Here is a 24,697-nt window from a genome sequence, read left to right as displayed (position 1 = left end):
GCCTTACTCCGCCACCGCCGGCGCACGCAGCGCGAAGCGGGGGATCGCGACGTCGAATTCATGGCCGTCGGCGCCGAGCATCTGGTAGCTGCCCTCCATCCACCCGGTCGGCGTGGTCAGCGGGCAGCCGGAGACATAGTCGTAGCTCGATCCCGGCGCGATCATCGGCTGTTCGCCGACCACGCCTTCGCCCTCGACCATATGCTGGCTGCCGCGCCCGTCGGTGATCGTCCAGCGGCGCGAGAGCAGTTGCACCGCTTGGTGCGCGCCGTTTTCGATGCGGATGTGATAGGCCCAGAACCAGCGGCCGCGGCCGGGTTCGGATTGATCGGACAGGTAGCTGACCGACACGCGCACCGTGATGTCGCGCGTGACCGCTTCCTGGCCGAACAGCGCCTTCATAGACCAACCGCCGTCAGCGCCTGATCGAGGTCGGCGATCACGTCGTCGGCATCCTCAAGCCCCACATTGAGCCGCAGCATCCCTTCGCGCACGCCCATCAGCAGCCGCTGTTCTTCGGCGACGCCGCTGTGCGTGGTGGAGGCGGGGTGAGTCATCAGCGAGCGGGAATCGCCGATATTGTTCGAAATGTCGATGAGGCCGAGCGCGTCGAGCAGTCCGTGCGCCTGAGTGCGCCCGCCATCGAGTTCGAACGAGAAGATCGGGCCGACCGCCGCCATCTGGCTCATCGCCAAATTATGCTGCGGATGGCTGGGCAGACCGGGATAGTTGACCAGCGAAACGCGGCCTTCGAGGAAGCGCGCGACCTTCATCGCATTCTCGCTCTGGCGGCGGATGCGCAGGTCGAGCGTCTCCAGCCCCTTGAGCACCACCCACGCATTGAACGCGCTCAGCGTCGGCCCGGTGTTGCGGTGGAAGGGCAGCAGCGTGTTGGTGATGAACTCCTCGGTGCCGCAGATCGCCCCGGCGAGCACGCGGCCCTGCCCGTCCATCATCTTGGTCGCGCTATAGGCGACCACGTCCGCGCCGAACTCCATCGGCCGCTGCAGCGCTGGCGTGGCGAACGCGTTGTCGACCACGGTGGTGATGCCGCGTTCGCGCGCGATGTCGCACACGGCCTTCAAGTCGACGATGTCCATCGTCGGGTTAGCCGGGGTCTCGAAGAAGAACACCTTGGTATTCGGGCGGATCGCGTCGACGAACTGCTGCGGGTCGCGCGCGTCCACGACCGTCGTCTCGATCCCGAAGCGCGGCATCAGCGTGTCGGTCAGCCAGCGGCACGATCCGAACGCGGCGCGCCCACCGACCAGATGGTCGCCCGCCGACAGCTGGCACAGCAACGCCGCCGTCATCGCCGCCATGCCCGACGCGGTCGCACGGCATGCCTCGGCCCCTTCGAGCAGCGCGATGCGATGTTCGAGCATCTCGACCGTCGGGTTCTGGAGCCGCGAATAGGTCATGCCCTGCTGCTCGCCGGCGAAGCGGGCGGCGGCGTCCCCGGCACAGTCATAGGCATAGCCCGAGGTGAGGAAGAGCGCTTCGCTCGTCTCCCCCCATTCGCTTCGCGCAGTCCCGCCGCGCACTGCGAGCGTTGCAGGCTTCCAGTTGCGGGTAATGCTGCGATCTTGTCCGGTGCGGCGCTTCATGATGTCCCTCTAGAAGCGGATGGCGCGGGGGCGCAAGCGCAACGGGTGACGCACGCATCAAGCTCAGCTATCGACTCGGGCAATGCTCGACCGTATCGAACAGCGCCCCGTCCTGCTCGGCCTGCTTATCGCGGTCGGTGCGCAGATCCTGTTCACCATCGGCGTCGAGCGCCCGAGCATCCTGTTGTTCGACGAAGTGCATTACGTCACCGCCGCGCGCGTGCTGCTCGACTTCTCGCACATTACCAATCCCGAACATCCGATGCTGGGCAAGTCGCTGATTGCGTTGGGCATTCACCTGATCGGCGACAATGCGCTGGGGTGGCGGATCTTCTCGACGCTGTTCGGCAGCGCGACGATCGCCGGGGTCTATGCCTTTACCCTGTTGCTGACCCGCGCGACCCGCCCGGCCCTGTTCGCCGCGATCTTTGCGATACTGGGGCAGTTGGTGTTCGTGCAGGCGCGGATCGGGATGCTCGACGTGTTTATGGGCGGATTTCTCGTTTGGGCCGGGGTCGCGTTCCTCGCCGCAATGCACGCCGAGTCGCGGCGGGCGTGGGGCTATTGGCTCGCCTGCGCGGTGCTGTTCGGGGCGGCGGTCGGGGTGAAGTGGGCGGCGGTGCCCTATGTCGCACTGGCCGGGGTCGCGTTCCTGTGGCTGCGGCACCGTGACCCCAAGCGGTTCGGCGGGATGCACTGGCTGCCCGCGCTGGGCGTGCTCGGCGTGGTCAGCGTCTCCACCTATTTCGCGACCTTCGCCCCAGCCTTTTTCTACGCCACCAACCCGATGACGCTGGCGCGGCTGATCCCGTTCCAGTTCGAGATGCTGGCGCTGCAGACGCAGGTGCTGACTCCACACAATTATCAGTCGAACTGGTGGACCTGGCCGCTGATGCTGCGCCCGATCTGGTATTTCTATGAGCCGGATCAGGGGGCGATGCGCGGCGTTCTGCTGATCGGCAATCCGGCGATCCTGTGGACCGGCCTTGTCGCGGTCGCGGCGTGCTGGTGGGCGGGATTGCGGGACAAGGCGGGCGTGCCGCTCGCCGCCGCGATCCTGTGGACGTTCTCGCTCGGGGTGTGGGCGGTGATCCCCAAGTCACTGGGGTTCTTCTATTATTATTACCTGTCCAGCATCATTCTGTGCGTGGTGCTGGCGGTCGCCTTCCACCATTGGCGCGATGCGCTGAAACGACGCGACGAGTGGCTGCTGGTGCCCGCGATGGGGCTGTTTGCCTATTTTTATCCGATCATCGCGGCGCAGGACCTGACCGGCGCTGGTGCGTTCAAGCGATGGATGTGGCTTCCCGGTTGGGCCTAGCGCCAGCGTGGTCCGCTGATGTCCAGACCGCGCGCCTTGAACTGATCGAGCACCCCGCCGTCCTCTGCCAGCACCCGGATTGGCACGACCGCGAGCGTCACCCCGGGCTGGGCGAGCGCCTCATCGAGCGCGACCACCCATTGCCCGCGCAACTCCGCGCCGAGATTATTGTCGGTCCAGGGCCAGCAGCGGCCCAACGCGGTCTCGAGTGGGTTCGCCATCACCGCAGGGACGTCGTAGCCGGTCCAGGCCTTGCCGCGCGCGAGCACGATCTCGGGGCCGATCTCTGCCGCTGCCATCGCAGCGTCGAGGCATGGAATGTGCGTTTCCGGCGATGCGGCGAACAGATTGTCGAGCATGTCTTCGCCGCGCACTTCACCGACCGGTCGGGTCGGGATGTCGCCGCGCCGCGCCGCCTTGCGCACGACATCGGTCGCATCGTCCCCCGTGTCTTTGCTGAACGCCAGCCGCCGTGAGAGCAGGTCGAACGACGTGATCAGGAAATTGCGCCGATCATAATCCTGTTCGTAGCGCGCCTCGATCGCGCGCAACCGCGCCAGCCGGTCCGCGTCGAGATAGTCGGCGGCAACGCGCCCGTCGGGCAATTTGGTCAGCTTTCCGCCGGAAAAGATCAGCCGCAAGATGTCGCCCGGCGAGACCTTGGCCTTGGTGCCCAAGATGATGCGCTGTGCGCCGCCCGCCGCGCGTTCCAGCCGGTCGGGATACCATGGCGTCGCCTTCGGCACGTTGCGCATCTCGCCCACGACCAGCACCACCCCGGTGGGAGTCCGGACGGTCCACATCGGCGCGCCGGAGTTGCGGGCAGTGACGACCACCTCCTCCACACCGCCAGGCACCGCTTCCTGCGCGAACACGGGGCAGGCGATGCTCACCGAGAGCGCGAGGGCGAGACGCAGCAGGCGTGAACGGTTCATCGCCGCAGCTTCACCGGCAATCAAAGCGCCAATAAGGCAGCGTCAGTAGCGACCCCATACGAACCGTGACGACAGCGCGAAATTCCACACCGCCGCGACCGCAATTCCCGCCAGCGCAGAGGGGGCCCATTGCGCCTGCTGAACATCGTGCAGGAACGCCGCCACGCCGATATTCGCCACCGCCCCGACCGAGCAGACGATGCAGAAACCGATCCAGCCATCGAGCAGCGGCCTGAACCCCTTCAACCGCGCATCGCGATAGGTCAGCGCATTGTTGAGGAAGAAGTTGAACGTCATCGCGATCACCGTCGCTACGATCGTGCCGGTGAGGAAGCTGTATCCGAACATGCGGAAGAGCAGCCACAAGGCCGCAAAATGCACCCCCGCGCCGATCGCGCCGATCGCAGAGAACATCACGAACCGAACTGGCACCACCCGCCCGAACATGCGGTCGTAGAGCGCGATCAGGAACTCCATCGCGACGACATGGTCGAGCTTGCTCTCGCCGATCTGGCGCGTGCGGAACACATAAGGGAGCTCGACGAACTTGAGTGCGCGCGGGCTGGCGGTCAGGATGTCGAGCAGGATCTTGAACCCGATCGCCGAAAGATGCGGGATGATGCCACGCACCACATCGCTGCGGACCATGAAGAAGCCGCTCATCGGGTCGCTGAGATCTGCCTTGAGCACCTTGCGCGAAATGCGGGTCGCGAGTTCGGACTTCGCGACGCGGTCGCGATCCCATTCGCCGGTGCCGCCGCCCTCGACGAAGCGCGATCCGATCGCGACGTCGACGCTGTCGTCGGCGAGCAGCGCGTTGAGCATTTTGGGCAGCAGCGTCTCGTCATGCTGCATGTCGCCGTCGATCACCGCGACGAACGGGGCAGCGGTGGCGCACATGCCCTCGATCGTCGCCGAGGACAGGCCGCGCCGTCCGATCCGCTGCACCACCCGCACGCGCGGGTCGCTGCGCCCGATCGTGCGGGCAACGTCGGCAGTGCCATCGGGGCTGTTGTCGTCGACGAAAATCACTTCCCAGCGGCGCCCGGCCAGCGCCTTGTCGAGCGCCGCGACCATCACGGGCACGTTGCGTGCCTCATTGAAGGTCGGGACGACGACCGCCAGTTCGAGCATCGCCGCGCTCACGCCAGCGCCCGCACCACCGCATCGCCCATCGCCTGCGTCGACAGCGTGCCGCCGAGATCCGCGGTGCGCGCGCCGCCGGTGAGCGCCGCGGTGACCGCCGCCTCGATCCGGTCTGCGGCCTCCGCGAGCCCAAGCGAATAGCGCAACAGCATCGCCGCCGAGAAGATCGTCGCGCAGGGATTGGCTTTGCCCTGCCCGGCAATGTCGGGCGCGCTGCCATGAATCGGCTCGTACAGCCCCTTGCCGCTGCCATCGAGCGAGGCGGAGGGGAGCATGCCGATCGAACCCGCGCACATGCTCGCCTGATCCGACAGGATATCGCCGAACAGATTGCCGGTGACGATCACGTCGAACTGGCCGGGATTGCGCACCAGCTGCATCGCGGCGTTGTCGACATACATGTGGCTGAGTTCGATGTCGGGATAGTCGGCCGCGACCTCGATCACCACGTCGCGCCACAGCTGCGAGGTTTCCAGAACATTGGCCTTGTCGACCGAACACAGCTTGCCACGCCGGGCGCGGGCGGTTTCAAACCCGACCTTCGCGATGCGGACGACCTCATCCTCATTATAGGACATGACGTCATAGCCTTCGCGGCGGCCAGACGCGGTGGTGCGCATACCCTTCTCGCCGAAATAGACGTCGCCATTGAGTTCGCGGACGATCACCATGTCGATCGCGCCGGCGACCTCGGGCCGCAGCGCCGACGCATCCTCAAGACCGGGGAACAACGTGGCGGGGCGCAGATTGGCGAACAGGCCGAGTTCCTTGCGCAGCCCGAGGATCGCCTGTTCGGGGCGCAGATGCCGCTCGAGCGCGTCGCAGCGCGGATCGCCGACCGCGCCGAACAGGATCGCGTCGGCGCGCTTGGCCAGGTTGAGCGTCGCGGGGGGCAGTGGATGGCCGCTGTCGAAATAGGCAGCACCGCCGACCGGTGCCTCCTCGAACGTCAGGCCAAGATCGAGGGCGTCGAGGACGCGGCGTGCTTCGGCGGTGACTTCGGGGCCGATCCCGTCGCCGGGAAGGATTGCGATCAACGGCATGACTACTCCACCTGCTCAGGGTGCAGGCCCCTTGCCGTGGTGCGGCGCATCACGCAACTGCCCTGTTGATGCGGTCGACCAGCCGGGACCGGGCGGCGAGGATTTCGGCGGCGCGGCCGGAGAGCAGGTCGCGATTGAGGAAATGACCGGTGAGGCGGAGGCCGTCGAGGATGTCGTCCCACTCCGCTGCGCCACCCTGGCGGAGGAAGGGGGGCAGGCGGAACAGCCTCGCTTCATAGCCGGTGGCGGCCGCGGTACTGACGGCCATGCCGCTTTTCGGGCTGACGAACGCCAGATCCTCGGTCGCGCCGGTGGCGGCGCACTGGTCGAGGTCGAGGCCGAAGCCGAGCAGGGCGAGCAGCAGCAATTCGTAGCGGACCATCGCCACCGCCCAGCCCCGCGCCGCCGGGGCGGCTTCGATGGCGTCGAGCAGCCCCTCCAGCGCCGAATGGAGCTGCGGATAGGGCTGCCCCTCGGGCAGCGCTGCGGCGGTCAGCGCGGTGGCCCAGTCGATCGCTGCGGCGGGCAAGGGTTCGCGGAACAACGGTGCGCGGCTGTGCACCAGTTCCGCCACCAGCGCCGGCAGCTGATCCTCGGTCCGGGCGCGCCAGTCGCCGAGGATGATGTTGCCCGGCTGGAGCACCGGGCGGTGTTGTCGCGACCTGCCACCCCGGACATAGCCGGCCAGCAACCCCGCTTCGGCGGTCAGTGCCCGGACGATCGCGCCGCTTTCGCCATGCGGGCGGATCGCGACGACGATGGCGGAAGTGCGCAGATGCATCGCAAGGGCTTAGCCCCGGCGCAGCTTCTTTGACAGCTTCTCCAGTCCCACCGCGTCCACCAAAGCCTTGCCGCCGGCCACCGTCCGGTTGAACCCGCCGAGCGCGGCGGTGGTCACGCGGTTGGTGACGGTGGGGCGCAAGAGCAACAAGTCCACACAAGGGACGCCGCCGGTTGCGTATTGGCGTTTGTGTTGGCCATCGCCTTCGGTGAAGTCGAATCGGGGGAATTTTCCTTCACCGAACAGGTCGCGGAAGGCTTCTACTTGCAACACTGCGCCGGGGGACAGGTCGTTGAAGGCCGGATCGTGGCCGACATATTCATAGACCAATGTCTCGCCATGCGCGGGGCAGTAGAGATAGGCGGCGGGTTCCCCAGCGATGAACAACAGCCAGGCGCGGACGGTATCCGCCGCCGCTGCGGTCAGCATTCCCTGAATGAACTCGGGCGTCGCGGGCAGCCCCTCCCCCATCAGCTTTTCCTGATAGGTGCGCAGCGCGATGCGGCGGGCGATGTCGTGGAACGCCTCCAGCTCCGTCGGCGTGCGATATCTGCGAATGTCGAGATCGCCGCCGGAAACCTGCGCGATCTTCTTCGCCTTGCGCTTCGCCCCCTGCCGCGCATTGCCCGACAGGCTGGCCATATAGGCATCGAACCCGCCGGTCAGATCGGCATAATAGCGCGTATATTTCTGACGCACGAAGCCGATCATCTTGCCCGAGGCATAGGCCATCGCCTCCAGCCGATCCTCGGGCAGCGAGGTCACGACATAGCCATGCGCGTCGCGGGGTAGCGGCGGCAGCACCGGCAAACGGCCTTCGCGCGCCTCATCCAGGCTGAGCGGCACGCGGACCATGTCGCGCTGCACCGCCATCAATGTCCGCGCGCCGATGCGGAAATTGAGCGGGGTGGGTCGCGCGGTCGCGGTCATGCGGCGCGCTCCGCCACCAGATTGGACCAGAGCTGCTGCGCCTGACGCATCCGGGTGCGGATCAGGCTGGGGCCGAGGGGGGCGTCGTCCTGCCCCAGCGGCAGATGATTGAGGTCGGCGAAATGCACCGTCTCCATGCCCCCGCGCCGCTCAGCCAGCATCGCACACAGCGCGTCGAAGCGGGCGACATGCACCGCATTGGGGCGGGTACCGGCGCGGTTCGCCAGCTCAAAACCGTGGCTGACGATCGTCACTGCCGCATGGCCCGCCGCCGCCGCATGGTCGAGCGCGTCGCGCATCTCGGCGGTCGACAGCGCACAGATCTGGAAGTGCCGCAGATGGCCTCGCACATCCTCAATCAGCGTCACCGGCACTTCGATCACGCCGCGATGTTCGACCGGGGCAATCTGGCGCGGGTTCAGGCCGATGGCGCTGGGCCAGGGATGTTCGGAGCCATTATGGCTGCTGTCATAGCGGATGCCGAGCTCGGCCAGCGCGGCGAGCGTGTCGTCGCTGGCGCTGTAGCTGCCCGAGCGGAAGGCGATTGGGCGCGGCGCCCCGGCCGCGACGAGCAGGTCGGACGCGGCGCGGATCAGCTCGCGCTGTTCGGCGAAGGTGAAGTCGATCAGTTCGAACGACGCAGCGGCGCTCCGATCCTCGTCGCGTGCGGCGGCCCAATTGGGGTGGAGGTGCAGCTGAACCTCCTGCCCCGCCTCAAGGATCGCCTCGACCACGCGGCGGATCGGATCGAGCCCGTGCGCCACCGCCGGCATCGGATCGACGAAGAAGGTGGCTTTGAGGCCATGCTCCGCAAAGCGACGCAGTTGGTAGCCGACGCCGACCCCGGCCGGCTCCAGCGACCGCTCCGCGATCTCACCAATCGGCAGCCCGGCGGCATGGTGCCGCCACATCAATTCGGTATCGACCGTCAGGAAAACGCGCGTGGGCATGGCTGCGGCCTAGCGGGCTTGGGTGAAGAAATCGCAAAATGTGGGCGGGATTGGTGAACGCTTGCGTTCAGCATTCTGACAATTCTGACAAAAAACGCCGTATGTGAGGAAGCCGCCTGACACTTCCGCGCGATGCGGGCGTGCGGGGGAGGCGGGGTGCTGGGCATGGCAGGAGTGTAGTGATTTGGGGGCTTGTAGGACAGCCCCCGGAGGTGACGCTGCGTTCCCGACCTATGAAGCCTTCACTTAGCCGCGCCGGGGCTTCAATTCCCTTCGGCGTCGACCATGAATGTCACCGGCTTGCCCCGCGTCTCCGGCTCCCATCCCGCCGCCAGCGCGGCGCGCACGCAGCGCGAGATCGTCGCGTCATCGAGCTGGAGGCGACCGGGTGGCAACCCCTTCATCAGCCGCTTGGGCGGTGGAAATTCCACCAGCGCCTCGCGCCGGGCATCGCGCTGTTGCAGGGAGATCGTCATGCCCCTCCAACCCTCGTCATCGGATAGATGCGGCTCGCGTTGCAGGTGCCAATCGTAGAGCATGCCATCGACCTGGACGGCACCGCCTTTGCTTTGAGACTTTGACATAGGCGCCGCTCTAGCATGACCGATCTTGCAAGGACTAGCCGAACGTCTAGGCACGGTTTGCCAGCGGCCCCGAGGCAGAACGGCAGGGTTTTGGATTTTCAATGAATTACCGTCACTCCTTCCATGCCGGCAACAGCGCCGATGTCGTCAAACACAGCCTGCTGATTGCGCTGGTCCGGGCCTTGCAGCTGAAAGAGGGCGCACTGACCCTGATCGACACCCATGCCGGGTGCGGGCTGTACGACCTGGCCGGCGATCAGGCGCAGCGCACCGGCGAGGCGGCGCAAGGGGTGGTGCGGGTCTTTGCCGATGCGAACCCGCTGCTGGACGATTATCGCGCTGCCGTGCGGGCGGTGAATGTCGGGGAGGAGCCGCAGCTCTATCCCGGATCGCCGCAGGTTCTGGCGCATCTGTTACGCCCACAGGACGTGCTGATCGTCAACGAAAAGCATCCCGAGGACGCCTACGCCCTGCGCGGCGCGATGCGCGGGACGCCTGCTGCCGTGCATGAGCGCGATGCCTATGAGCTGTGGCTGGCGATGCTGCCGACCCGCACGGCGCGCGGCGTGGTGGTGGTCGATCCGCCCTATGAGCAGACCGATGAGCGCGCCCGGATCACCGCCACCCTCGCCGCGGCGCACCGCAAATGGGCGCATGGCGTGACGGTCATCTGGTATCCGCTGAAAGACCGCGTGACGCACCAGCAGTGGAAGAACAAGCTGCGGAACCTGCGCATCCCGAAATTCCTGGTCGTCGAGCATTGGTTATATGACGCCGACCAGCCCGGCATCTATAACGGCGCGGGCCTGTTCATCGTCAATCCGCCCTATGCCTTCACCCAGGCGCTGCCGCCGCTGTTGGAGGCGCTGCGCGCGACTCTCGCGCCGGACGGGCACAAGGGCGTGATCATGGCGGACTGGCTGGACGCCGAGGGTCGGTAATGGGCACGCCCGCCTAAAATCATATAGTTGCCGCCCCCTTCCCCCCTCCCCGGAACCTCCCCCGCCCCGGCGGGTTGGTCGCCCCATGATCGTTACGAATCCGGTTCGGTCCGCGCGATGAGTCGCTGGGCGTGGGTGTGGCGCGTGGTGTCGCGGCGGCTGTGGTTTCGCGCGGCGGCGTTTTCGCTGGCGGCGGTGGTGCTGGCGTTGCTGGCGCCGCTGGTTGCGCCGCTGGTCCCCTATACGTTGGGGGCGAAGATCGGGGCGGATGCGGTCGACAATATCCTGGGCATCATCGCGTCGAGCATGCTGGCGGTCACCACCTTTTCGCTGACCGCGATGGTGTCGGCCTATGGCGCGGCGACGTCGAACGTCACGCCGCGCGCGGTGGCGTTGCTGGTCGAGGATTCGACGTCGCAGAATGCGCTGTCGACCTTTCTGGGCGCGTTCCTGTTTGCGATCGTCGGGATCATCGCGCTGTCGACGGGATTTTATGGTCAGCAGGGGCGCGTGCTGCTGTTTGTGGGCACGATTGCGCTGATCGGGGTGATCGTCGTCACGCTGTTGCGCTGGATCCAGCATATCGCGCTGCTCGGGCGGGTGCATGACACGATCATGCGGGTCGAGCGCGCCGGGATCGGGGCGGCGGAGCGGATGCAGCATCGCCCGCGCATTGCCGGGCTGGCGGTGCCGCCGCTGCCCGAGAGCGCGCGACCGGTGCGCTGTGCCGGGCGGATCGGCTATGTCACCAATATCGATGTCGCCGAGCTGGGCGAGGCGATGGCCGGGTGCGGCGGGACGGTGCAGCTGGCAGTGCTGCCCGGCAGCTTTGTCGATCCCGGCCGGGTGGTCGCGTGGGTGGTCGGCGGCGATGCTGGGGTGGAGGCGCGGATTGCGAAGGCGATCACGGTCGAACGCGACCGCAGTTTCGACCATGACCCGCGCTTTGGCCTGATCGTGCTGTCGGAGATTGCGTCGCGCGCGCTGTCGCCGGCGGTCAATGATCCGGGGACGGCGATTGCGGTGCTGGGCGCGCAGTTGCGGGTGTTCGACAAGATGGCGCGGGTCGAGGGGCAGCCGGCCGATGACCGCGTGGTGTTCCCGGCGCTGGAGATCGAGAAGCTGGTGGTCGATGCGTTTCGCGCGATCGGGCGCGACGGCGCGGGGACGGTGGAGGTGGCGGTAAAGCTGCAAAAGACGCTGGCGGCGCTGGCGGCGGTTGCGCCCGACTGGGCAGCGGCGGCGCGGCATGCGGCGGAGGACGCCAAGGCGCGGGCGCGGGTTGCGCTGACGACGGAGGAGGAGCGGCTGGCAGTGGTGCGGGCGTTTGAGGATTGGCCGGATTAGAGGGGTGGGAGCCGGTGTGGCCGCTTTCGAGGCCATTGCAGATATTCGCGCCGTCGATCAGGATACCGAAATGGACCACGACCGAGTTCACGACCAGGCGTCATTCGCTGAGTACCTCGAGGGGTTGCGCGAAGAGCTTGGCAGCGGAGCGAATTGGGAAAACACGACGTTGCCTGACTTCCTTCAGGCAATGGAGGCATGGGCACGCGACTGGAACCAGCCAGCGGAAGCCAATCCGTGGCGACACGCCGCTGAAGTGATAACGGCCGCCACAATTTACGAGTAATCGTCTGTCCGCATTCCAGCCACTAGCAGGCGCTAGGTCACCGGCGCCGATCGCTCCCATTGATGACCCCACGGCCTAACCTCACCGCGAATGGTAGAAGTCGTAAACCTGCTGCGCCACCGCTGCGCTTACCCCCGGCGCCTTCTGTAGATCCTCCAGACTCGCACCGCGCACTGCCTTGGCCGTGCCGAAGTGCATCAGCAGAGCCTTCTTGCGCGCCGGGCCGATGCCCGGGACGTCGTCGAGCGGGCTGGCGCCGATGGCCTTGGCGCGCTTGGCGCGGTGCGCGCCGATGGCGAAGCGGTGGACTTCGTCGCGGAGTTTCTGGATGTGGAACAGCGCGGGGGCGTTGGTCGGGAGCATGCGTTCGCTGCCGTCCATCAGGTGAAAGACTTCGCGCCCTTCGCGGCCGTGGTGAGGGCCCTTGGCGACGCCGACCATGCACACATCCTCGATCCCCAGCTCCTCGAGCACGGCGCGGGCGGCGCTGAGCTGGCCCTTGCCGCCGTCGATCAGGACAAGGTCGGGCCAGACGCCCTTGTCGCGGTCGGGGTCTTCCTCCTGCGCGCGGGCGAAGCGGCGGGTGAAGACTTCGCGCATCATCGCGAAATCGTCGTTGGTGGCGGCGCTCTTGATGTTGAACTTGCGATACTGGCCGGTGCGGAAGCCTTCGGGTCCGGCGACGATCATCGCGCCGACGGCGTGGGCGCCCTGAATATGGCTGTTGTCATAGACTTCGATGCGGTCGGGCGGTTCGGGGAGGGCGAAGAGGTCCGCAATGTCGCGCAGGATCTTTGCCTGAGTGGTCGATTCGGCCATGCGGCGGTCGAGCGCCTCGATCGCGTTGCGCTTGGCCTGATCGAGCAGGCGTCGGCGAGTGCCACGCTGGGGCATGCCGATCGCGACCTTGCGCCCGGCGCGTTCGGCGAGGGCTTCGGAGAGGAGCTTCAGATCATCGAGGTTGCGGTCGACGAAGATGGTGCGCGGCGGGGGCACCTCCTCATAGAATTGCATGAGGAACTGGGTGAACACCTCATCCTCCGGCACGTCGGCGGTGTGCGCGGGGAAGAAGGCGCGGTGGCCCCAATTCTGGCCGCCGCGGATGAAGAAGGCCTGGATGCCGATCTGACCCTGTTTGGCGGCCATGGCGAAGATGTCAGCGTCGCCGATGCCCTCGGCGTTGATCGCCTGGCTGCCCTGGATGAAGGTGAGCGCCTTCAGCCGATCGCGCAGGATCGCGGCGAGTTCGAAGTCGAGATTTTCGGCGGCGGCCTGCATCTGCTCGCCCAGCTTGGCCTGAACCTTGGTCGATTTGCCCATCAGGAAGTCACGGGAATCGGACACGAGTTCGGCATAGCCCGCCTTGTCGATGCGATCGACGCAAGGCGCCGAGCAGCGGCGGATCTGGTAGAGCAGGCACGGGCGGTCCCGGGTGTTGAAGAAGCTGTCGGTGCAGCTGCGCAGGAGAAAGAGTTTCTGGAGCGCGTTGAGCGTCTTGCGCACCTGACCGGCGCCGGCGAAGGGGCCGAAATAGTCGCCCTTCGCCCGGCGGGCGCCGCGGTGGAGCTGGACGCGAGGGAAGGCGTGATCGCCGCGCAGGAGGATGTAGGGGAACGACTTATCGTCGCGCAGCAGGACGTTGTAGGGCGGGCGGAAGCGCTTGATCAGTTGGGCTTCGAGGAGGAGTGCCTCGGCTTCGTTATTCGTCGTGACGACGGTCATCGACCGGGTCTGGGCGATCATGCGGCGCAGGCGGTTCGAGAGCTTGGCCGGTTGCGTATAGTTGGCGACGCGGTTCTTCAGCGCGCGGGCCTTGCCGACATAGAGCACGTCGCCGCGCGCATCCTGCATGCGATAGACGCCGGGGCGGACGGGCAGCGTGGCGAGGACGTTGCGGATCGCAGCGACCCCGGCGTCGAGGTCAGGCGTCTCCGACCCGCGCACGGCATAGGTGGCGGAGTCTTCGTTGAAGCGGTTGGGGGAATTGGGGTCCGACATGCGTCGTCCGATCTAGGCATTGGATCGGGGCTAGGCCAGACTTCAATCGACCTGTATTGCTCATACAGCACACAGGAGGACGCATGCGGAGATTGGCAGGGGTTCTGGCCGGGCTCGCCCTGATGGCGGGCAGCGCGCACGCGCACGGATGGGATGCGGCACCCTGGCTCGCCGATGTCGCACAGATGCGGGCGGCGTTCGAAACCAGATACGCCAATCGCGACTGGCTGGAGCGCGAGCGCGGCTGGCAGATCAAGACACGTTTCGACCAGATCGCCGCTCAGGTGCAGGCCGCCGGCAGCGATGCCGAGGCGCGTGCGATCCTGGATCGCGCGATGCGCGGGATCGGCGACGGGCATGTCGCGCTGCGCTGGCCGCGCCCGCGACCCGCCGCCGTCGTCGGGGCGGGGGCGGAGGCAACCGCCCCGACCGCCGGAGCGCTCTGCAGCGCGATCGGATATGACGCGCGCAAGGCCCGGCCGGGAATCGCGTCGGCGCTGCCAGGCTATCGATCGCTCCCCGCCCCGGGCGTCCTTGATGCCGGGACCGCGCAGTCGGGCAATACGACGCTGGGCGTGCTGCGAATCCCGCTGTTCGACCCGCAGGCGTTTCCGCAGCTGTGCACCGATGCAGTCGCCGCGCTGAAGCTGGCGGTGGACAAGCCGTGCGACGACGGATGCCAGGGTGAAATCATCACCCGCGCTTTTGCCGCGCTCACCCGAGATGCCGAAGATCGGCTACGTCAGCTGCGCGCTGCGGGGGCAAGCGTGCTGATGGTCGATCTGACGGGCAATGGCGGCGGGACCGAATGGGCGGAGGCGGCAGCGCGGATGGTGACGCCGCGCCGGCTGGTCTCGGCTCAACTGGGATTCGTGCGCGGCGAACATTGGTCGCGCCATTGGGCGACGCTGGCCGAACGCCTGCGCGAATGGGCGAAGACGGCGCAGACGCAGGACCGCGCGAAGCTGCTTGCGCTGGCGGTAAAGGCCGATGCGGCGCGTGTGGTTGCCGACACGCCATGCGATCCCGCGAGCGGCTGCGAATGGCTCGGCCGGGCGGGCTATGCGACCGGATTGGTGGGCAGCGCCGCGCCGGGCGAATGGCTCGCCACCGACTGGGGCGGCTGGGTCTTCAGCGCGGGCCAGCACGATTATCATGAAGGGGTGTGGAACGGCCCGGTGACGGTGCTGGTCGATCAGGAGACCTGGTCGGCGGCGGAGGAGTTCGCCGCGCTGCTGCAGGATTCCAATGCGGCGGTGATCGTCGGCGCGCGCACCGGCGGCGCCGGCTGTGGCTACACACGGGGCGGTGTGCCGACGGTCCTGACCCACAGCGGCGCGACGCTGTACCTGCCCGACTGCGCGCGGTTTCGCGCCGATGGCAGCAACGAAGTGTCGGGAATCGTGCCAGACGTCACCATCGGCTGGCGCGCGACCGACAGCGACGCGTTTCGTTCGAGGCTGCTCGCGGCGGCGCTTCCGAGCGCGATCGCAGAGGCGCGCGCGCAGGCGGGCCGACGCTGAGCGCGGGCGTTGCGCGCACGCCGCCATCTGTTAGCCTGTGCGCCGACGCCACATGGGGATCACATATGCGCCTGCTCACCGCCCTGCTCGCTTCGTCGCTGATTGCCGCGCCTGTGCTGGCCGAGCCGGACTTCGCGCCGGCGGTGGAGGCGGATTATGCGGCGCATCTGGAGGCGCTGTTCGTCGATTTTCACAAGAACCCGGAGCTGTCGTACAAGGAGAGCCGCACCGCCGCGATCATGGCGAAGGAGCTGCGCGCGGTGGGCGGGATCACGGTGACCGAGGGGGTTGGCGGGACCGGCGTGGTCGGGGTGATGAAGAATGGCGATGGCCCCACCATCCTGCTGCGCGCCGATATGGACGGGCTGCCGCTAAAGGAGGATAGCGGGCTGGCCTATGCCTCCACGGTGACGCAGGAGGATATCGACGGCGTGGTGAAGCCGGTGATGCATGCGTGCGGGCATGATGTGCACATCACGTCGATGATCGGCACCGCGCGGCAGCTGGCGAAGCTCAAGAGCCGGTGGAAGGGCACGGTCGTGTTCGTGGTGCAGCCGGCCGAGGAGCGGATCGGCGGCGCGCGCAAGATGATGGAGGACGGGCTGTATACCCGCTTCCCCAAGCCCGATTATGCGGTCGCGTTCCACGTCACATCGGGCTTTCCGACCGGCAAGATCGGGCTGGAGCCGGGGATCAGTTCGTCGTCATCGGACAGCGTCGACATCACCATTCACGGCGTCGGCACGCATGGCGCGGCGCCGCATATGGGCAAGGACCCGATCGTGATGGGGTCGCAGATCGTGATGGCGCTGCAGACGCTGGTGAGCCGCGAGATCGCGCCGTTGAAGCCGGGCGTGGTCACCGTTGGCGCGTTCCATTCGGGATTCAAGCACAACATCATCAGCGACAAGGCCGAGCTGCAGCTGACGGTGCGGTCGGATGACGAGGGCACGCGCAAGAAGCTGCTCGACGGGATCAAGCGGATCGCGACCAATGTAGGGCGGATGAACGGGTTGCCCGAGGATAAGCTACCGGTGGTGAAGGTCGGGTTTGAGTCGACCCCGGTGACGCTCAATGATCCCGCGCTGACGGGGCGGGTGCGCGGGGCGTTCACCAAGGCGTTTGGCGCGGACATCCTCAAGACTGAGCCGCGCGAGAGCATGGGGGCGGAGGACTTCGCCTATTTCATCGAGCAAAAGCTGGGCGTGCCGGGGGCCTATTTCGTGGTCGGCGGAACGCCCCAGGCCGAGCTGGATGCGGCCAAGCGCGGCGAGAAGACGCTGCCCGCGCACCATTCGCCCTTCTTCAAGGTCGAGGCGAAGCCAGCGGTGACGCTGGGCACGACGGCGATGACGGTGGCGGTGCTGGATCTGCTCAAGAAATAGCCTCGCCGTTGATGAGCCACAGCGCGACGGTCAGCGCGAGTGCGCCGAGCGTATAGACCCAAGCGATCAGCCGAAGGTTGAGCGACCGCAGCGTGCGGATATTGTGCGCCGACAGCCGGCTCTGGATCGCGCACGCGCGCCGCTGCGCCATCCAGATGATCGCGACGCCGAGCGCGATGAACACGGTCGCGATCGCCTTGGGCAACCACGCCGGTTCGAGCGCGCCGAACAGGACGTGAAAGCCGAGGCCAATGCCGATCGTCGCGAGCGCGGTGCGCGCCCAGCCGCTGAAGGTCCGCTCATTGGCGAGCAGGGTGCGATCCTCGGCCAAGTCGGTGCGGTCTTCAGCCAGATCGGAGCGGGAGGGGGTGTCGTCGGTCATGGCGAGGCAACGCGTGAGATGGGCGATTGGCTTCGGGGGGGAAGCAGCCAGTCTCGTCACCCCGGACTTGTTCCGGGGTCCACTCCGACGCGCCCGCGAAGTGCGAGCCTCTTGCGCCGCGCTTGCCGCACAGTGGACCCCGGCACGGGGGCCGGGGTGACGACACAAAGAAAAGGGGCGCCGGTCTTTTGACCGACGCCCCTTTTTCTTGTCCGCAACCCGCCGCTCAGTTGAGGCGCGACAGGCCGGCGATCGTCTGGTTGACCAGTGCCTTGTCGGCGCTGGCGTCGTGCTTTTGCGCGATGATCGCACCGGCGGCCTTGGTCGCGGCTTCGGAGGCCGTGGCGCGGACCTGGTCGAGTGCGGTGCGCTCGGCGGCGGCGATCTTGTCTTCCGCCATCCGCGTACGGCGGCGGATCAGGTCCTCGGCATCAGCCTTGGCCTTGACCAGCAGCGCCTGAGCCTCCTCATCGGCATGGGCGACCATGGCGGCCGCCTCCTGCTCGACATTGGCGAGCTTGCGCGCATATTCCTCGCGCAGCGCCTCGGCCTCGGCGCGAAGCTGGTTGGCTTCGTCGAGGCGCGTACGGATTGCCGCAATCTGCTTGTCGAGCATGCCGCCGATTGCCGACGGCACCTTCTTCCACACCACGACGAGGATCAGCGCCAGCATCGCCAGACCGACCCACATGGTCGCGTCGATGCCGAATACCGCCGGAGCGGCGTGATACGCCTCGCCCGCCGCCTCGGTGCCGGTATGGGGAAGGCCCATGCCTTCGCCCTTGGCGGCTTCGCTGAGATTTTCAGCGACCGGATCGGTGGCGGTCGACGCCGTCACTTGTGCCTGTTCAGCCATTGAGCGCTGCCTTCACTGCCTGGCCGGCTTCCGCCGACGTGACGCTGACACCCGACAGGCGGGCGACGATGTCGCGGGCGGCGTCGGTCGCGACCGATTCGATTTCGCCCGCTGCGGCAGCACTGGCCGCCGCGATGCGTGCTTCGGCCGCGGTGACGCGACCTTCGATCTCGGCATTGGCCGATGCCAGTGCGGCGTCGGTCTGGGCCTGCCCCTGCGCACGTGCCTCAGCGAGGCGCTTGCGCGCGGCTTCACGCGCAGCATTTTCCTGCGCGCGCCAGGTCTCTTCGGCCTGATCGGCCGCCGAGCGCGCCGCTTCCGCAGCGGTAAGGTCGTCCGCAACCGACTTGTCGCGCGCATCCATCGTGCCGGAAACCTTGGGCAAGATACCCAGGCCGACGATCACGAAGGTGAGCCCGAAGGTCAGCAGCAGCCAGAAGATCTGCGACGCATAGGTCGCCGCGACTTGTTCGATCTGGGGCATTGGTCCGTCCTCTCGCGGTCCGTCCTCAAGTCCGCCCCGCGCGACGCGCAGGGCGGGAGAGACTTCAGGCGACGAAGATCAGCAGCACCGCCACGACGAACGCGAGCAGGCCGAGAAGCTCGGCAGCCGCGAAGCCGATGAACATGTTGCCCTGCTGGCTGGCAGCCGCGCCCGGATTGCGCAGTGCGCCCTGAAGGAACGCCGCGAAGACGTTACCAACGCCCAGCGCCGCGAGGCCAGCACCGATTGCCGCGAGACCGGCGCCGAGCAGCTTGAATGCTTCTGCTTCCATTGAAATCACTCCTTAGAAAATTCAGGTCTTGGTGGGAAAAACTCAGTGATGATCGTGCAGATGCACCGCGTCGTTGATGTACAGCGACGTGAGCAGCGCGAACACATAGGCCTGGACGCCGGCGACCAGAATCTCGAGCGCCGAGACGCCGAGCATCAGCGCAAAGCTGGGCACGCCGACGAGCAGGCCCCAGCCCGCGCCGGCATTGGCCGAATTGATGATGAAGCCGGCCAGCACCTTGAGCAGGATGTGGCCCGCGGTCATCGCGACGAACAGTCGCAGCGCCAGGCTGAACGGGCGGACCATGAACGAGACGAACTCGATCGGCGCCACGAGGATCAGCACGGGGATCGGCGTCCCCTTTGGCACGAACAGCGAGAAGAAGCGCAGGCCGTGCTTCGCAAAGCCGACGACGAGGACGATCGAGAAGGACAGGATCGCCAGCACGCCGGTCACGGTGAAGTGGCTGGTCGCGGTGAACGGATGCACGCCGGGGACGACGCCGAACGGCAGCAGGCCGATGACGTTGGCGAACAGGATGAACATGAACAGCGAGAAGACATAAGGCAGGAACTTGCGCCCCTCATGCCCGATATTCGCCTTCAGCAGGTTGTCGATGAAGCCGGTGAAGCCTTCGACCGCCATCTGCCAGCGGCCCGGAACCACCTCACGCTTCATGCCGCCCAGCATGAAGATCCACAGCGCGATGGCGGCGATCGCCATCCACAGCGCGCTATTGGTGAAGGCGATCTGCTGACCGCCGATGGTGAACATGTCGGCGATCGACTGCACCTCGAACTGGTGCATCGGATCGATCTTGCCTGCTTCTTCAGCCACGCCCGTTTCCCATGTAACGCAAGCGCCCGAAAGTCACTTCGAGCGCTGGTTCGAAATCCTGATGATGTTCCTGAACGCACTGACGATGCCTAGGGCAAGCAGCGTGAGCAGGAGCCATGGCGAGGTTCCCAGGAACCGATCGAGCACCCACCCGATCAGCGCCCCCCCAACCATTCCTCCGATCAGCTCGGCGAGGACGCGGTTGCCCATGCGATAATCACGATCGCCGGCCTGCTGCCCCTCGCCCCGCCGATCCGCCTCTTCGGATTTCGCCCGCGCCAGCCGCTCATTGAGCGAAGTGATGCGGGCATCCTCCTTGAGGGGGTCCGGTCCGGGCTCGTTCTCGGTCATTTCGCTTCCTCCGCCAGTCAGATACCAGGGCGAAACGCATGGGCCGAGCGGCGAGCCCGCCAAGGCACGCGCGCTTTAGAAAGGGGGGTGCCCCGAGTCAACCGCGGTGCAACATTGTTGCAATCCTAGAGTGATCCTCCCCCGCCAGGGGGAGGTGGCACGCGCAGCGTGACGGAGGGGGCGGAAGCACGCCGGCAAGAGGCGATTCCCCCTGGCGGGGGAGGATTATTTGCAGCCCCCCGCCTCTGCCGCTAGGCTCCTCTTATGGGGGACGGCGGCGAAGCGATTACCGATGGGACCGGGCATCGCGCGCGGTTGCGGTCGCGGCTGCTTGCCGATGCCGACGGGCTGCTTGACCATGAGCTGGTCGAATATCTGCTGACGCTCGCGATTCCGCGGCGGGATACCAAGCCGCTGGCCAAGGCGTTGCTGCACCAGTTTGGCGGAATTGCCGGGCTGCTGACCGCCGACGCCGCGGCGATCGCGCGGGTGCCGGGGATGGGGGAAACCTCCGCCGCCGCACTCAAGATCGCGCACGCCGCGGCGTTGCGCCTGTTAAAGAGTGAGGTGGCGGCGCGGCCGATTCTGTCGAACTGGCAAGCGCTGCTGGATTATCTGCGCGCGGATATGGCGCATCATGTGATCGAGCGCGTGCGGGTGCTGCATCTTAATAGCCGCAACATGCTGATCCGCGACGAGCTGATGCAGGAAGGGTCGGTGGACGAGGCGCCGGTCTATGTCCGCGAGGTGATCCGCCGCGCGATCGATCTGGGGTCGACTGCGATCATTCTGGTCCACAACCACCCGAGCGGCGACCCCAGCCCGAGCCGGGCGGATATCGAGCTGACGCGCAATATCGTCGAGGCGGGGAAGCGGCTGGGCATCGCGGTGCATGACCATATTGTCATCGGGACCGGTGGGCATGTCAGCCTGCGCGCGCAGGGGTTGATGTAAAGAGTGCATGAAAAGGGCCGCCGGAGCGAACTCCGGCGGCCGGGGCACGGGCGCGATGCGGGACGACCGTCCGGGGAGACCTGACTTACGAGGCGGCAGCGGGAGTCAGGAAGGTCTTGAGCTCGTCCTTGCTCACGCCGCCCGACTTGTCGCCGTCAGCCGAGGCGAGCGCCTTGCCGATCCATTCCTTGTCCGCCGTCGATTCGCCGGTGAAGGCGGGCTCGCTGGCCGAACGCAGTGCGACCATCCAGGCGCCGAACTCTTCCTGCTTCAGGCTGCCATCGGCGTCCGCGTCATAGGTCGGGAAGCCCTGATCGACGATCTGCGCAATCTGGACCGCATTGGCGGGCTGCTGCGACGGCTGGGTGGCCTGAGCCTGCTCCATGGCCTGCGGCTCAGGAGTCGGCGTGGGCGTGGGCGTCGGGGTCGGAGTCGGAGCCGGGGTCGGGGTTGCTTCCGGCATCGGCTGAGCGTCCTGCTGCGGCGCGGGTGCGGGGGCCTCCTGTGGCACCGGTTCGGTGCTTTCGGTCGGCGCCGGCTGCTCCTGGGGCGGCGGGGTCTGCTGTTGCGGCATGTCCTGTGCAAGTGCAGGGACAGACATTGCAACAGCGCTGGCGAGAAGGATAGATTTCAACATGATCATTCTCCAATCATCTCGAGTAAAACTACTTGTGCAGCGAACCAATTCATTCGATGCGTGTGATGATTGAACGCGTTGTATATTTATCACGTTCCCTGATAAAATTCTGAGACAATCGACTTGTCGGCAAACTCTATCATTTCACCCCTGTTCGGTGCCGTTAGTGCGACGAAACGAGTGGAACACCGCCGCGCAGCCGGGTTTGCCGCGCCGCCGGGGCTTTGCTAGGGGCGCCGCGTCCCACGAAAGGCTTCTCTATGGTCCCCCGCTATTCCCGCCCCGCCATGACCGCGATCTGGTCGCCCGAAACCCGCTTTGGCATCTGGTTCGAGATCGAGGCGCACGCGACGGAGAAGCTGGGCGAGCTGGGCGTGGTGCCCGAATCGGCCGCCAAGGCGCTGTGGGACTGGTGGGCGACCAACCCGACGATCGACGTCGCCGCGATCGACGCGATTGAGGCGGTGACGAAGCATGACGTGATCGCGTTCCTGACCTGGGTCGCGGAGAATGTCGGCGACGAAGCGCGCTTCATGCATCAGGGGATGACGTCGAGCGACGTGCTCGACACCTGCCTTGCGGTGCAGCTGACGCGTGCGTCGGACATCCTGCTCGACGATCTCGACCAGCTGCTCGCGGTGCTCAAGCGTCGCGCCTATGAGCACAAGCTGACCCCGACGATCGGGCGTAGTCATGGCATTCATGCCGAGCCGGTGACGTTCGGCCTGAAGCTCGCCGAGGCCTATGCCGAGTTCAAGCGCTGCAAGGCGCGGCTGGTCGCGGCGCGGGCGGACATTGCGACCTGCGCGATTTCGGGCGCGGTCGGCACCTTTGCCAATATCGACCCGCGCGTGGAGCAGCATGTCGCCGACAAGCTCGGCCTCGCGGTCGAGCCGGTGTCGACTCAGGTGATCCCGCGCGATCGCCATGCGATGTTCTTTGCGACGCTGGGCGTGATCGCCAGCTCGATCGAGCGGCTCGCGGTCGAGGTGCGGCATCTGCAGCGTACCGAAGTGCTGGAGGCGGAGGAATATTTCTCGCCGGGGCAGAAGGGTTCGTCGGCGATGCCGCACAAGCGCAACCCCGTGCTGACCGAGAACCTGACCGGCCTTGCCCGCATGGTCCGCGCGGCGGTGATCCCGGCGATGGAGAATGTCGCTTTGTGGCACGAGCGCGACATCAGCCACTCGTCGGTCGAGCGCTATATCGGGCCGGACGCGACGATTACGCTCGACTTCGCGCTCGCGCGGCTGACCGGGGTGATCGACAAGCTGCTGGTGTACCCGGCGCGGATGCAGAAGAATCTGGATCGCATGGGCGGGCTGGTTCACTCGCAGCGCGTGCTGCTGGCGCTGACGCAGGCCGGGGTGAGCCGCGAGGACAGCTATCGGCTGGTGCAGCGCAACGCGATGAAGGTGTGGGAGAGCGACGGGGAGCTGTCGCTGCTCGAACTGCTCAAGGGTGATGAAGAGGTCACCGCCGCGCTGTCGCCGCAGCAGATCGAGGAGAAGTTCGACCTCGACTATCATTTCAAGTCGGTCGATACCATTTTCGAGCGGGTATTCGCAGATTGACGGCATGCCTCCGGGTGTGTCAGTCGAATGACACACCATGGAGGCGTGAAGATGGCCAAGGCGAAGGACGCGACGAAGGCGAAGAAAAGCAAGGCCGCCAAGGCGCCGAAGACGGGCAAGGCGGCCAAGCTGCCCAAGACCGTCGCCGGGATCGAACTGCCCAAGGAGTTGCGTGAGCAGGGCGCGAAGTTGCTCGAGCTGACCAAGCATCCGCTGGTCGCCGACATCGTTGCGGCCGGACTGGTCGCGCTGGCGGGGAATGTGCGGAAAAAGGCGGCAGATGCGCAGGCGGCTGCGGCCCCCGCCCCCGCTGCGGCGGATGCGCCGAAGGCTTCTGGAATGGACGATTTCGCCAAGACGGCGTCCTCGCTCGCCAGCCTGATCGCGGCGCGGGCGGCGGAGAAGATTACGGCGAAGCTGACGGGGGAGAAGGCGCCGGAGGCACCCAAGGCGCCTGAGGCGCCGTCAGCGGAGACGCCGCCGACCCCTGCCAAGAAGCCCGCTGCGCCGAAGAAGCCGGTAGCCGCGAAAAAGCCGGCTGCTGCCAAGAAGCCCCCTGCGGCGAAAGCACCGACCGCGGCAAAGGCTCCGGCCAAGCCGCGTGCCGCGAAGCCGAAGACACCGTCGGCCTGACGATTTGCATTCCTCCGCTGCCCCGCAGGGGAGGTGGCAGCGAAGCTGACGGAGGGGCCGCCGCGAAGACGGCGGAATTTTGCTGAGCTGTTCACGGCCGTCTGCGCGGCCGCCCCTCCACCACCCGCTGCGCGGGCGGTCCCCCTCCCCTGAGCAAGCTCAGGGGAGGAACTGGTTAGTCGAACAGTTCGGCGAGGAAGTCGGTCATCGCCGCCCAACTCCGCCGGTCGGCGTTGGCGTTATAGCCGAAGCCGGGGCGGGTTGAGCCCTTCTGGCTCGCATCGGTAAAGCCGTGCCCTGCCCCACCATAGCCGTGAAGCTGCCAATCCGCGCCCGCTGCGCTCAGCTCGGCGGCAAGTCCGGTCACCGCCTCGGGCGGGGCGAGCGGGTCCTCCCAGCCGTGGCAGATCAGCAGCTTTGCCCGGATCGTCGTGGGATAGGCATAGCCGGGCGGGTCGAAGATGCCGTGGAAGGCGACCACGCCGCGCACATCGCCCCCTGCCCTCGCTAGGTCGATGACCGACTTGCCACCGAAGCAATAGCCGATGGCGGCGGTCCGAGCCGCGTCGACCTGAGGCAGCGCGTGGAGCGCGGCGAGGCTGGCGCGCAGACGGTCGCGCAGCAGCGGGCGATCGGCGTTGAGCGCGTTCATATACATCGCCGGATCGGGCGATTCGCGGGTGGTGCGCTTGCCCTGTCCGTAGAGGTCGGCGACGAATCCGACATGGCCGAGCGCCGCAATCCGCTCGGCGGTGACGCGATCCTGTTCCTTTTCGCCCAGCACATTGGGGACGATCAGCACGCCGGGGCGCGGGCCGGGCGCGGTGCTGTCGAACGCGGCGACGCCCTCGAACGGGCCGCCGGGGCCGTCATAGATGATGGTCTGTCTTTCGATTGCCATGGCCATCCTCCGTTGCCCT

Annotated in this window: 27 protein-coding genes; 9 read left to right on the top strand and 18 right to left on the bottom strand. The window is 66.7% G+C overall.

The annotated features are described in order from the left end of the window. Positions 1-3 precede the first annotated feature (3 nt). Together apaG and metZ are read right to left on the bottom strand one after the other, a co-directional pair. Positions 4-402, bottom strand: coding sequence for a Co2+/Mg2+ efflux protein ApaG (gene apaG / locus VGN66_RS07050; protein WP_327518133.1), 399 nt, complete (start codon positions 400-402; stop codon positions 4-6). Continuing rightward, positions 399-1,607 carry an O-succinylhomoserine sulfhydrylase gene (gene metZ / locus VGN66_RS07045; RefSeq protein ID WP_327518132.1) on the bottom strand — a complete coding sequence of 403 codons (1,209 nt, stop codon included), beginning with the start codon at positions 1,605-1,607 and terminating at the stop codon, positions 399-401. The genes apaG and metZ overlap by 4 nt, the downstream gene beginning before the upstream one ends. Positions 1,608-1,689: 82 nt before the next feature. Here metZ and VGN66_RS07040 point away from each other — a divergent pair, with 82 nt between their 5' ends. Beyond that, positions 1,690-2,928: a glycosyltransferase family 39 protein gene (locus VGN66_RS07040; RefSeq protein WP_327518131.1), complete on the top strand. Its 1,239-nt coding sequence runs from the start codon at positions 1,690-1,692 to the stop codon at positions 2,926-2,928. Here the strand turns inward: VGN66_RS07040 and VGN66_RS07035 are convergent. The 7 genes from VGN66_RS07035 to VGN66_RS07005 all read right to left on the bottom strand — a co-directional run bounded on the left by VGN66_RS07035 (position 2,925) and on the right by VGN66_RS07005 (position 9,297). Next, a complete protein-coding gene (locus tag VGN66_RS07035; protein WP_327518130.1) occupies positions 2,925-3,863 on the bottom strand; it encodes a TraB/GumN family protein in 939 nt (312 codons plus the stop codon). The genes VGN66_RS07040 and VGN66_RS07035 overlap by 4 nt on opposite strands. A gap of 42 nt (positions 3,864-3,905) precedes the next feature. Next, on the bottom strand, positions 3,906-4,997 hold the full coding sequence (locus tag VGN66_RS07030; protein WP_327518574.1) for a glycosyltransferase family 2 protein: 1,092 nt from the start codon (positions 4,995-4,997) through the stop codon (positions 3,906-3,908). Positions 4,998-5,005: 8 nt separating this feature from the next. Further along, positions 5,006-6,052 carry a 3-isopropylmalate dehydrogenase gene (gene leuB, locus VGN66_RS07025; RefSeq protein ID WP_327518129.1) on the bottom strand — a complete coding sequence of 349 codons (1,047 nt, stop codon included), beginning with the start codon at positions 6,050-6,052 and terminating at the stop codon, positions 5,006-5,008. A gap of 49 nt (positions 6,053-6,101) precedes the next feature. Continuing rightward, positions 6,102-6,833, bottom strand: a complete 732-nt coding sequence (gene recO, locus VGN66_RS07020; RefSeq protein WP_327518128.1) for a DNA repair protein RecO — start codon at positions 6,831-6,833, stop codon at positions 6,102-6,104. A 9-nt stretch (positions 6,834-6,842) separates the two neighbouring features. Then, positions 6,843-7,763 carry a GNAT family N-acetyltransferase gene (locus VGN66_RS07015; RefSeq protein WP_327518127.1) on the bottom strand — a complete coding sequence of 307 codons (921 nt, stop codon included), beginning with the start codon at positions 7,761-7,763 and terminating at the stop codon, positions 6,843-6,845. Then, positions 7,760-8,713, bottom strand: coding sequence for a polysaccharide deacetylase (locus VGN66_RS07010; protein WP_327518126.1), 954 nt, complete (start codon positions 8,711-8,713; stop codon positions 7,760-7,762). Before VGN66_RS07010 ends, VGN66_RS07015 begins: the two co-directional genes overlap by 4 nt. 263 nt (positions 8,714-8,976) lie before the next feature. Then, on the bottom strand, positions 8,977-9,297 hold the full coding sequence (locus VGN66_RS07005) for a hypothetical protein (protein WP_327518125.1): 321 nt from the start codon (positions 9,295-9,297) through the stop codon (positions 8,977-8,979). A gap of 101 nt (positions 9,298-9,398) precedes the next feature. On the opposite strand from VGN66_RS07005, the gene VGN66_RS07000 reads away from it, so the two are divergent. The 3 genes from VGN66_RS07000 to VGN66_RS06990 all read left to right on the top strand — a co-directional run bounded on the left by VGN66_RS07000 (position 9,399) and on the right by VGN66_RS06990 (position 11,871). Continuing rightward, on the top strand, positions 9,399-10,238 hold the full coding sequence (locus VGN66_RS07000; RefSeq protein WP_327518124.1) for a 23S rRNA (adenine(2030)-N(6))-methyltransferase RlmJ: 840 nt from the start codon (positions 9,399-9,401) through the stop codon (positions 10,236-10,238). Between the two features lie 117 nt (positions 10,239-10,355). Continuing rightward, positions 10,356-11,585 (top strand): DUF2254 domain-containing protein, encoded by a 1,230-nt coding sequence (locus tag VGN66_RS06995; RefSeq protein ID WP_327518123.1) that lies wholly within the window; start codon positions 10,356-10,358, stop codon positions 11,583-11,585. Positions 11,586-11,601: 16 nt separating this feature from the next. Beyond that, a complete protein-coding gene (locus VGN66_RS06990) occupies positions 11,602-11,871 on the top strand; it encodes a DUF7660 family protein (RefSeq protein WP_327518122.1) in 270 nt (89 codons plus the stop codon). 81 nt (positions 11,872-11,952) lie between these two features. On the opposite strand, the gene uvrC is transcribed toward VGN66_RS06990, so the two are convergent. Continuing rightward, positions 11,953-13,869, bottom strand: coding sequence for an excinuclease ABC subunit UvrC (gene uvrC, locus VGN66_RS06985; protein ID WP_327518121.1), 1,917 nt, complete (start codon positions 13,867-13,869; stop codon positions 11,953-11,955). An 83-nt stretch (positions 13,870-13,952) separates the two neighbouring features. On the opposite strand from uvrC, the gene VGN66_RS06980 reads away from it, so the two are divergent. Beyond that, positions 13,953-15,392 (top strand): S41 family peptidase, encoded by a 1,440-nt coding sequence (locus tag VGN66_RS06980; protein WP_327518120.1) that lies wholly within the window; start codon positions 13,953-13,955, stop codon positions 15,390-15,392. Between the two features lie 65 nt (positions 15,393-15,457). Continuing rightward, positions 15,458-16,777 (top strand): amidohydrolase, encoded by a 1,320-nt coding sequence (locus VGN66_RS06975; protein WP_327518119.1) that lies wholly within the window; start codon positions 15,458-15,460, stop codon positions 16,775-16,777. Here the strand turns inward: VGN66_RS06975 and VGN66_RS06970 are convergent. From VGN66_RS06970 to VGN66_RS06945, 6 genes are all read right to left on the bottom strand, one after another. Beyond that, entirely contained in the window at positions 16,767-17,159 is a 393-nt protein-coding gene (locus tag VGN66_RS06970; protein ID WP_327518118.1) for a DUF202 domain-containing protein, read from the bottom strand. The two genes, VGN66_RS06975 and VGN66_RS06970, sit on opposite strands and share 11 nt — an antisense overlap. Positions 17,160-17,385: 226 nt before the next feature. Next, a complete protein-coding gene (locus tag VGN66_RS06965) occupies positions 17,386-18,015 on the bottom strand; it encodes a F0F1 ATP synthase subunit B (protein WP_327518117.1) in 630 nt (209 codons plus the stop codon). After that, positions 18,008-18,499, bottom strand: a complete 492-nt coding sequence (locus VGN66_RS06960; RefSeq protein WP_327518116.1) for an ATPase — start codon at positions 18,497-18,499, stop codon at positions 18,008-18,010. The genes VGN66_RS06965 and VGN66_RS06960 overlap by 8 nt, the downstream gene beginning before the upstream one ends. Before the next feature lie 64 nt (positions 18,500-18,563). After that, positions 18,564-18,791 carry a F0F1 ATP synthase subunit C gene (locus VGN66_RS06955; RefSeq protein ID WP_066658331.1) on the bottom strand — a complete coding sequence of 76 codons (228 nt, stop codon included), beginning with the start codon at positions 18,789-18,791 and terminating at the stop codon, positions 18,564-18,566. A gap of 42 nt (positions 18,792-18,833) precedes the next feature. Then, positions 18,834-19,598: a F0F1 ATP synthase subunit A gene (locus tag VGN66_RS06950; RefSeq protein ID WP_327518573.1), complete on the bottom strand. Its 765-nt coding sequence runs from the start codon at positions 19,596-19,598 to the stop codon at positions 18,834-18,836. Between the two features lie 63 nt (positions 19,599-19,661). Beyond that, entirely contained in the window at positions 19,662-19,979 is a 318-nt protein-coding gene (locus VGN66_RS06945; protein ID WP_224921538.1) for an AtpZ/AtpI family protein, read from the bottom strand. Positions 19,980-20,243: 264 nt separating this feature from the next. On the opposite strand from VGN66_RS06945, the gene radC reads away from it, so the two are divergent. Continuing rightward, a complete protein-coding gene (gene radC, locus VGN66_RS06940) occupies positions 20,244-20,933 on the top strand; it encodes a RadC family protein (RefSeq protein ID WP_224921537.1) in 690 nt (229 codons plus the stop codon). An 85-nt stretch (positions 20,934-21,018) separates the two neighbouring features. Here the strand turns inward: radC and VGN66_RS06935 are convergent, their stop codons facing one another. Then, positions 21,019-21,534, bottom strand: coding sequence for an EF-hand domain-containing protein (locus tag VGN66_RS06935; protein WP_327518115.1), 516 nt, complete (start codon positions 21,532-21,534; stop codon positions 21,019-21,021). A gap of 296 nt (positions 21,535-21,830) precedes the next feature. Between VGN66_RS06935 and purB the strand changes: the two genes are divergently transcribed. After that, positions 21,831-23,144, top strand: a complete 1,314-nt coding sequence (purB, locus tag VGN66_RS06930) for an adenylosuccinate lyase (RefSeq protein WP_327518114.1) — start codon at positions 21,831-21,833, stop codon at positions 23,142-23,144. 51 nt (positions 23,145-23,195) lie between these two features. After that, the gene (locus VGN66_RS06925; protein WP_327518113.1) at positions 23,196-23,777 is read left to right on the top strand and encodes a hypothetical protein; all 582 of its coding nucleotides are present in this window, start codon (positions 23,196-23,198) and stop codon (positions 23,775-23,777) included. A 175-nt stretch (positions 23,778-23,952) separates the two neighbouring features. On the opposite strand, the gene VGN66_RS06920 is transcribed toward VGN66_RS06925, so the two are convergent. After that, positions 23,953-24,678 (bottom strand): dienelactone hydrolase family protein, encoded by a 726-nt coding sequence (locus VGN66_RS06920; RefSeq protein WP_327518112.1) that lies wholly within the window; start codon positions 24,676-24,678, stop codon positions 23,953-23,955. Positions 24,679-24,697 lie beyond the last annotated feature (19 nt).

It is taken from the genome of Sphingomonas sp. (genome assembly GCF_035998645.1).
Taxonomy (GTDB): Bacteria; Pseudomonadota; Alphaproteobacteria; order Sphingomonadales; family Sphingomonadaceae; genus Sphingomonas.
Note: the sequence above shows the minus strand (reverse complement) of the source record. Positions and strands in the feature narration are given on the sequence as shown.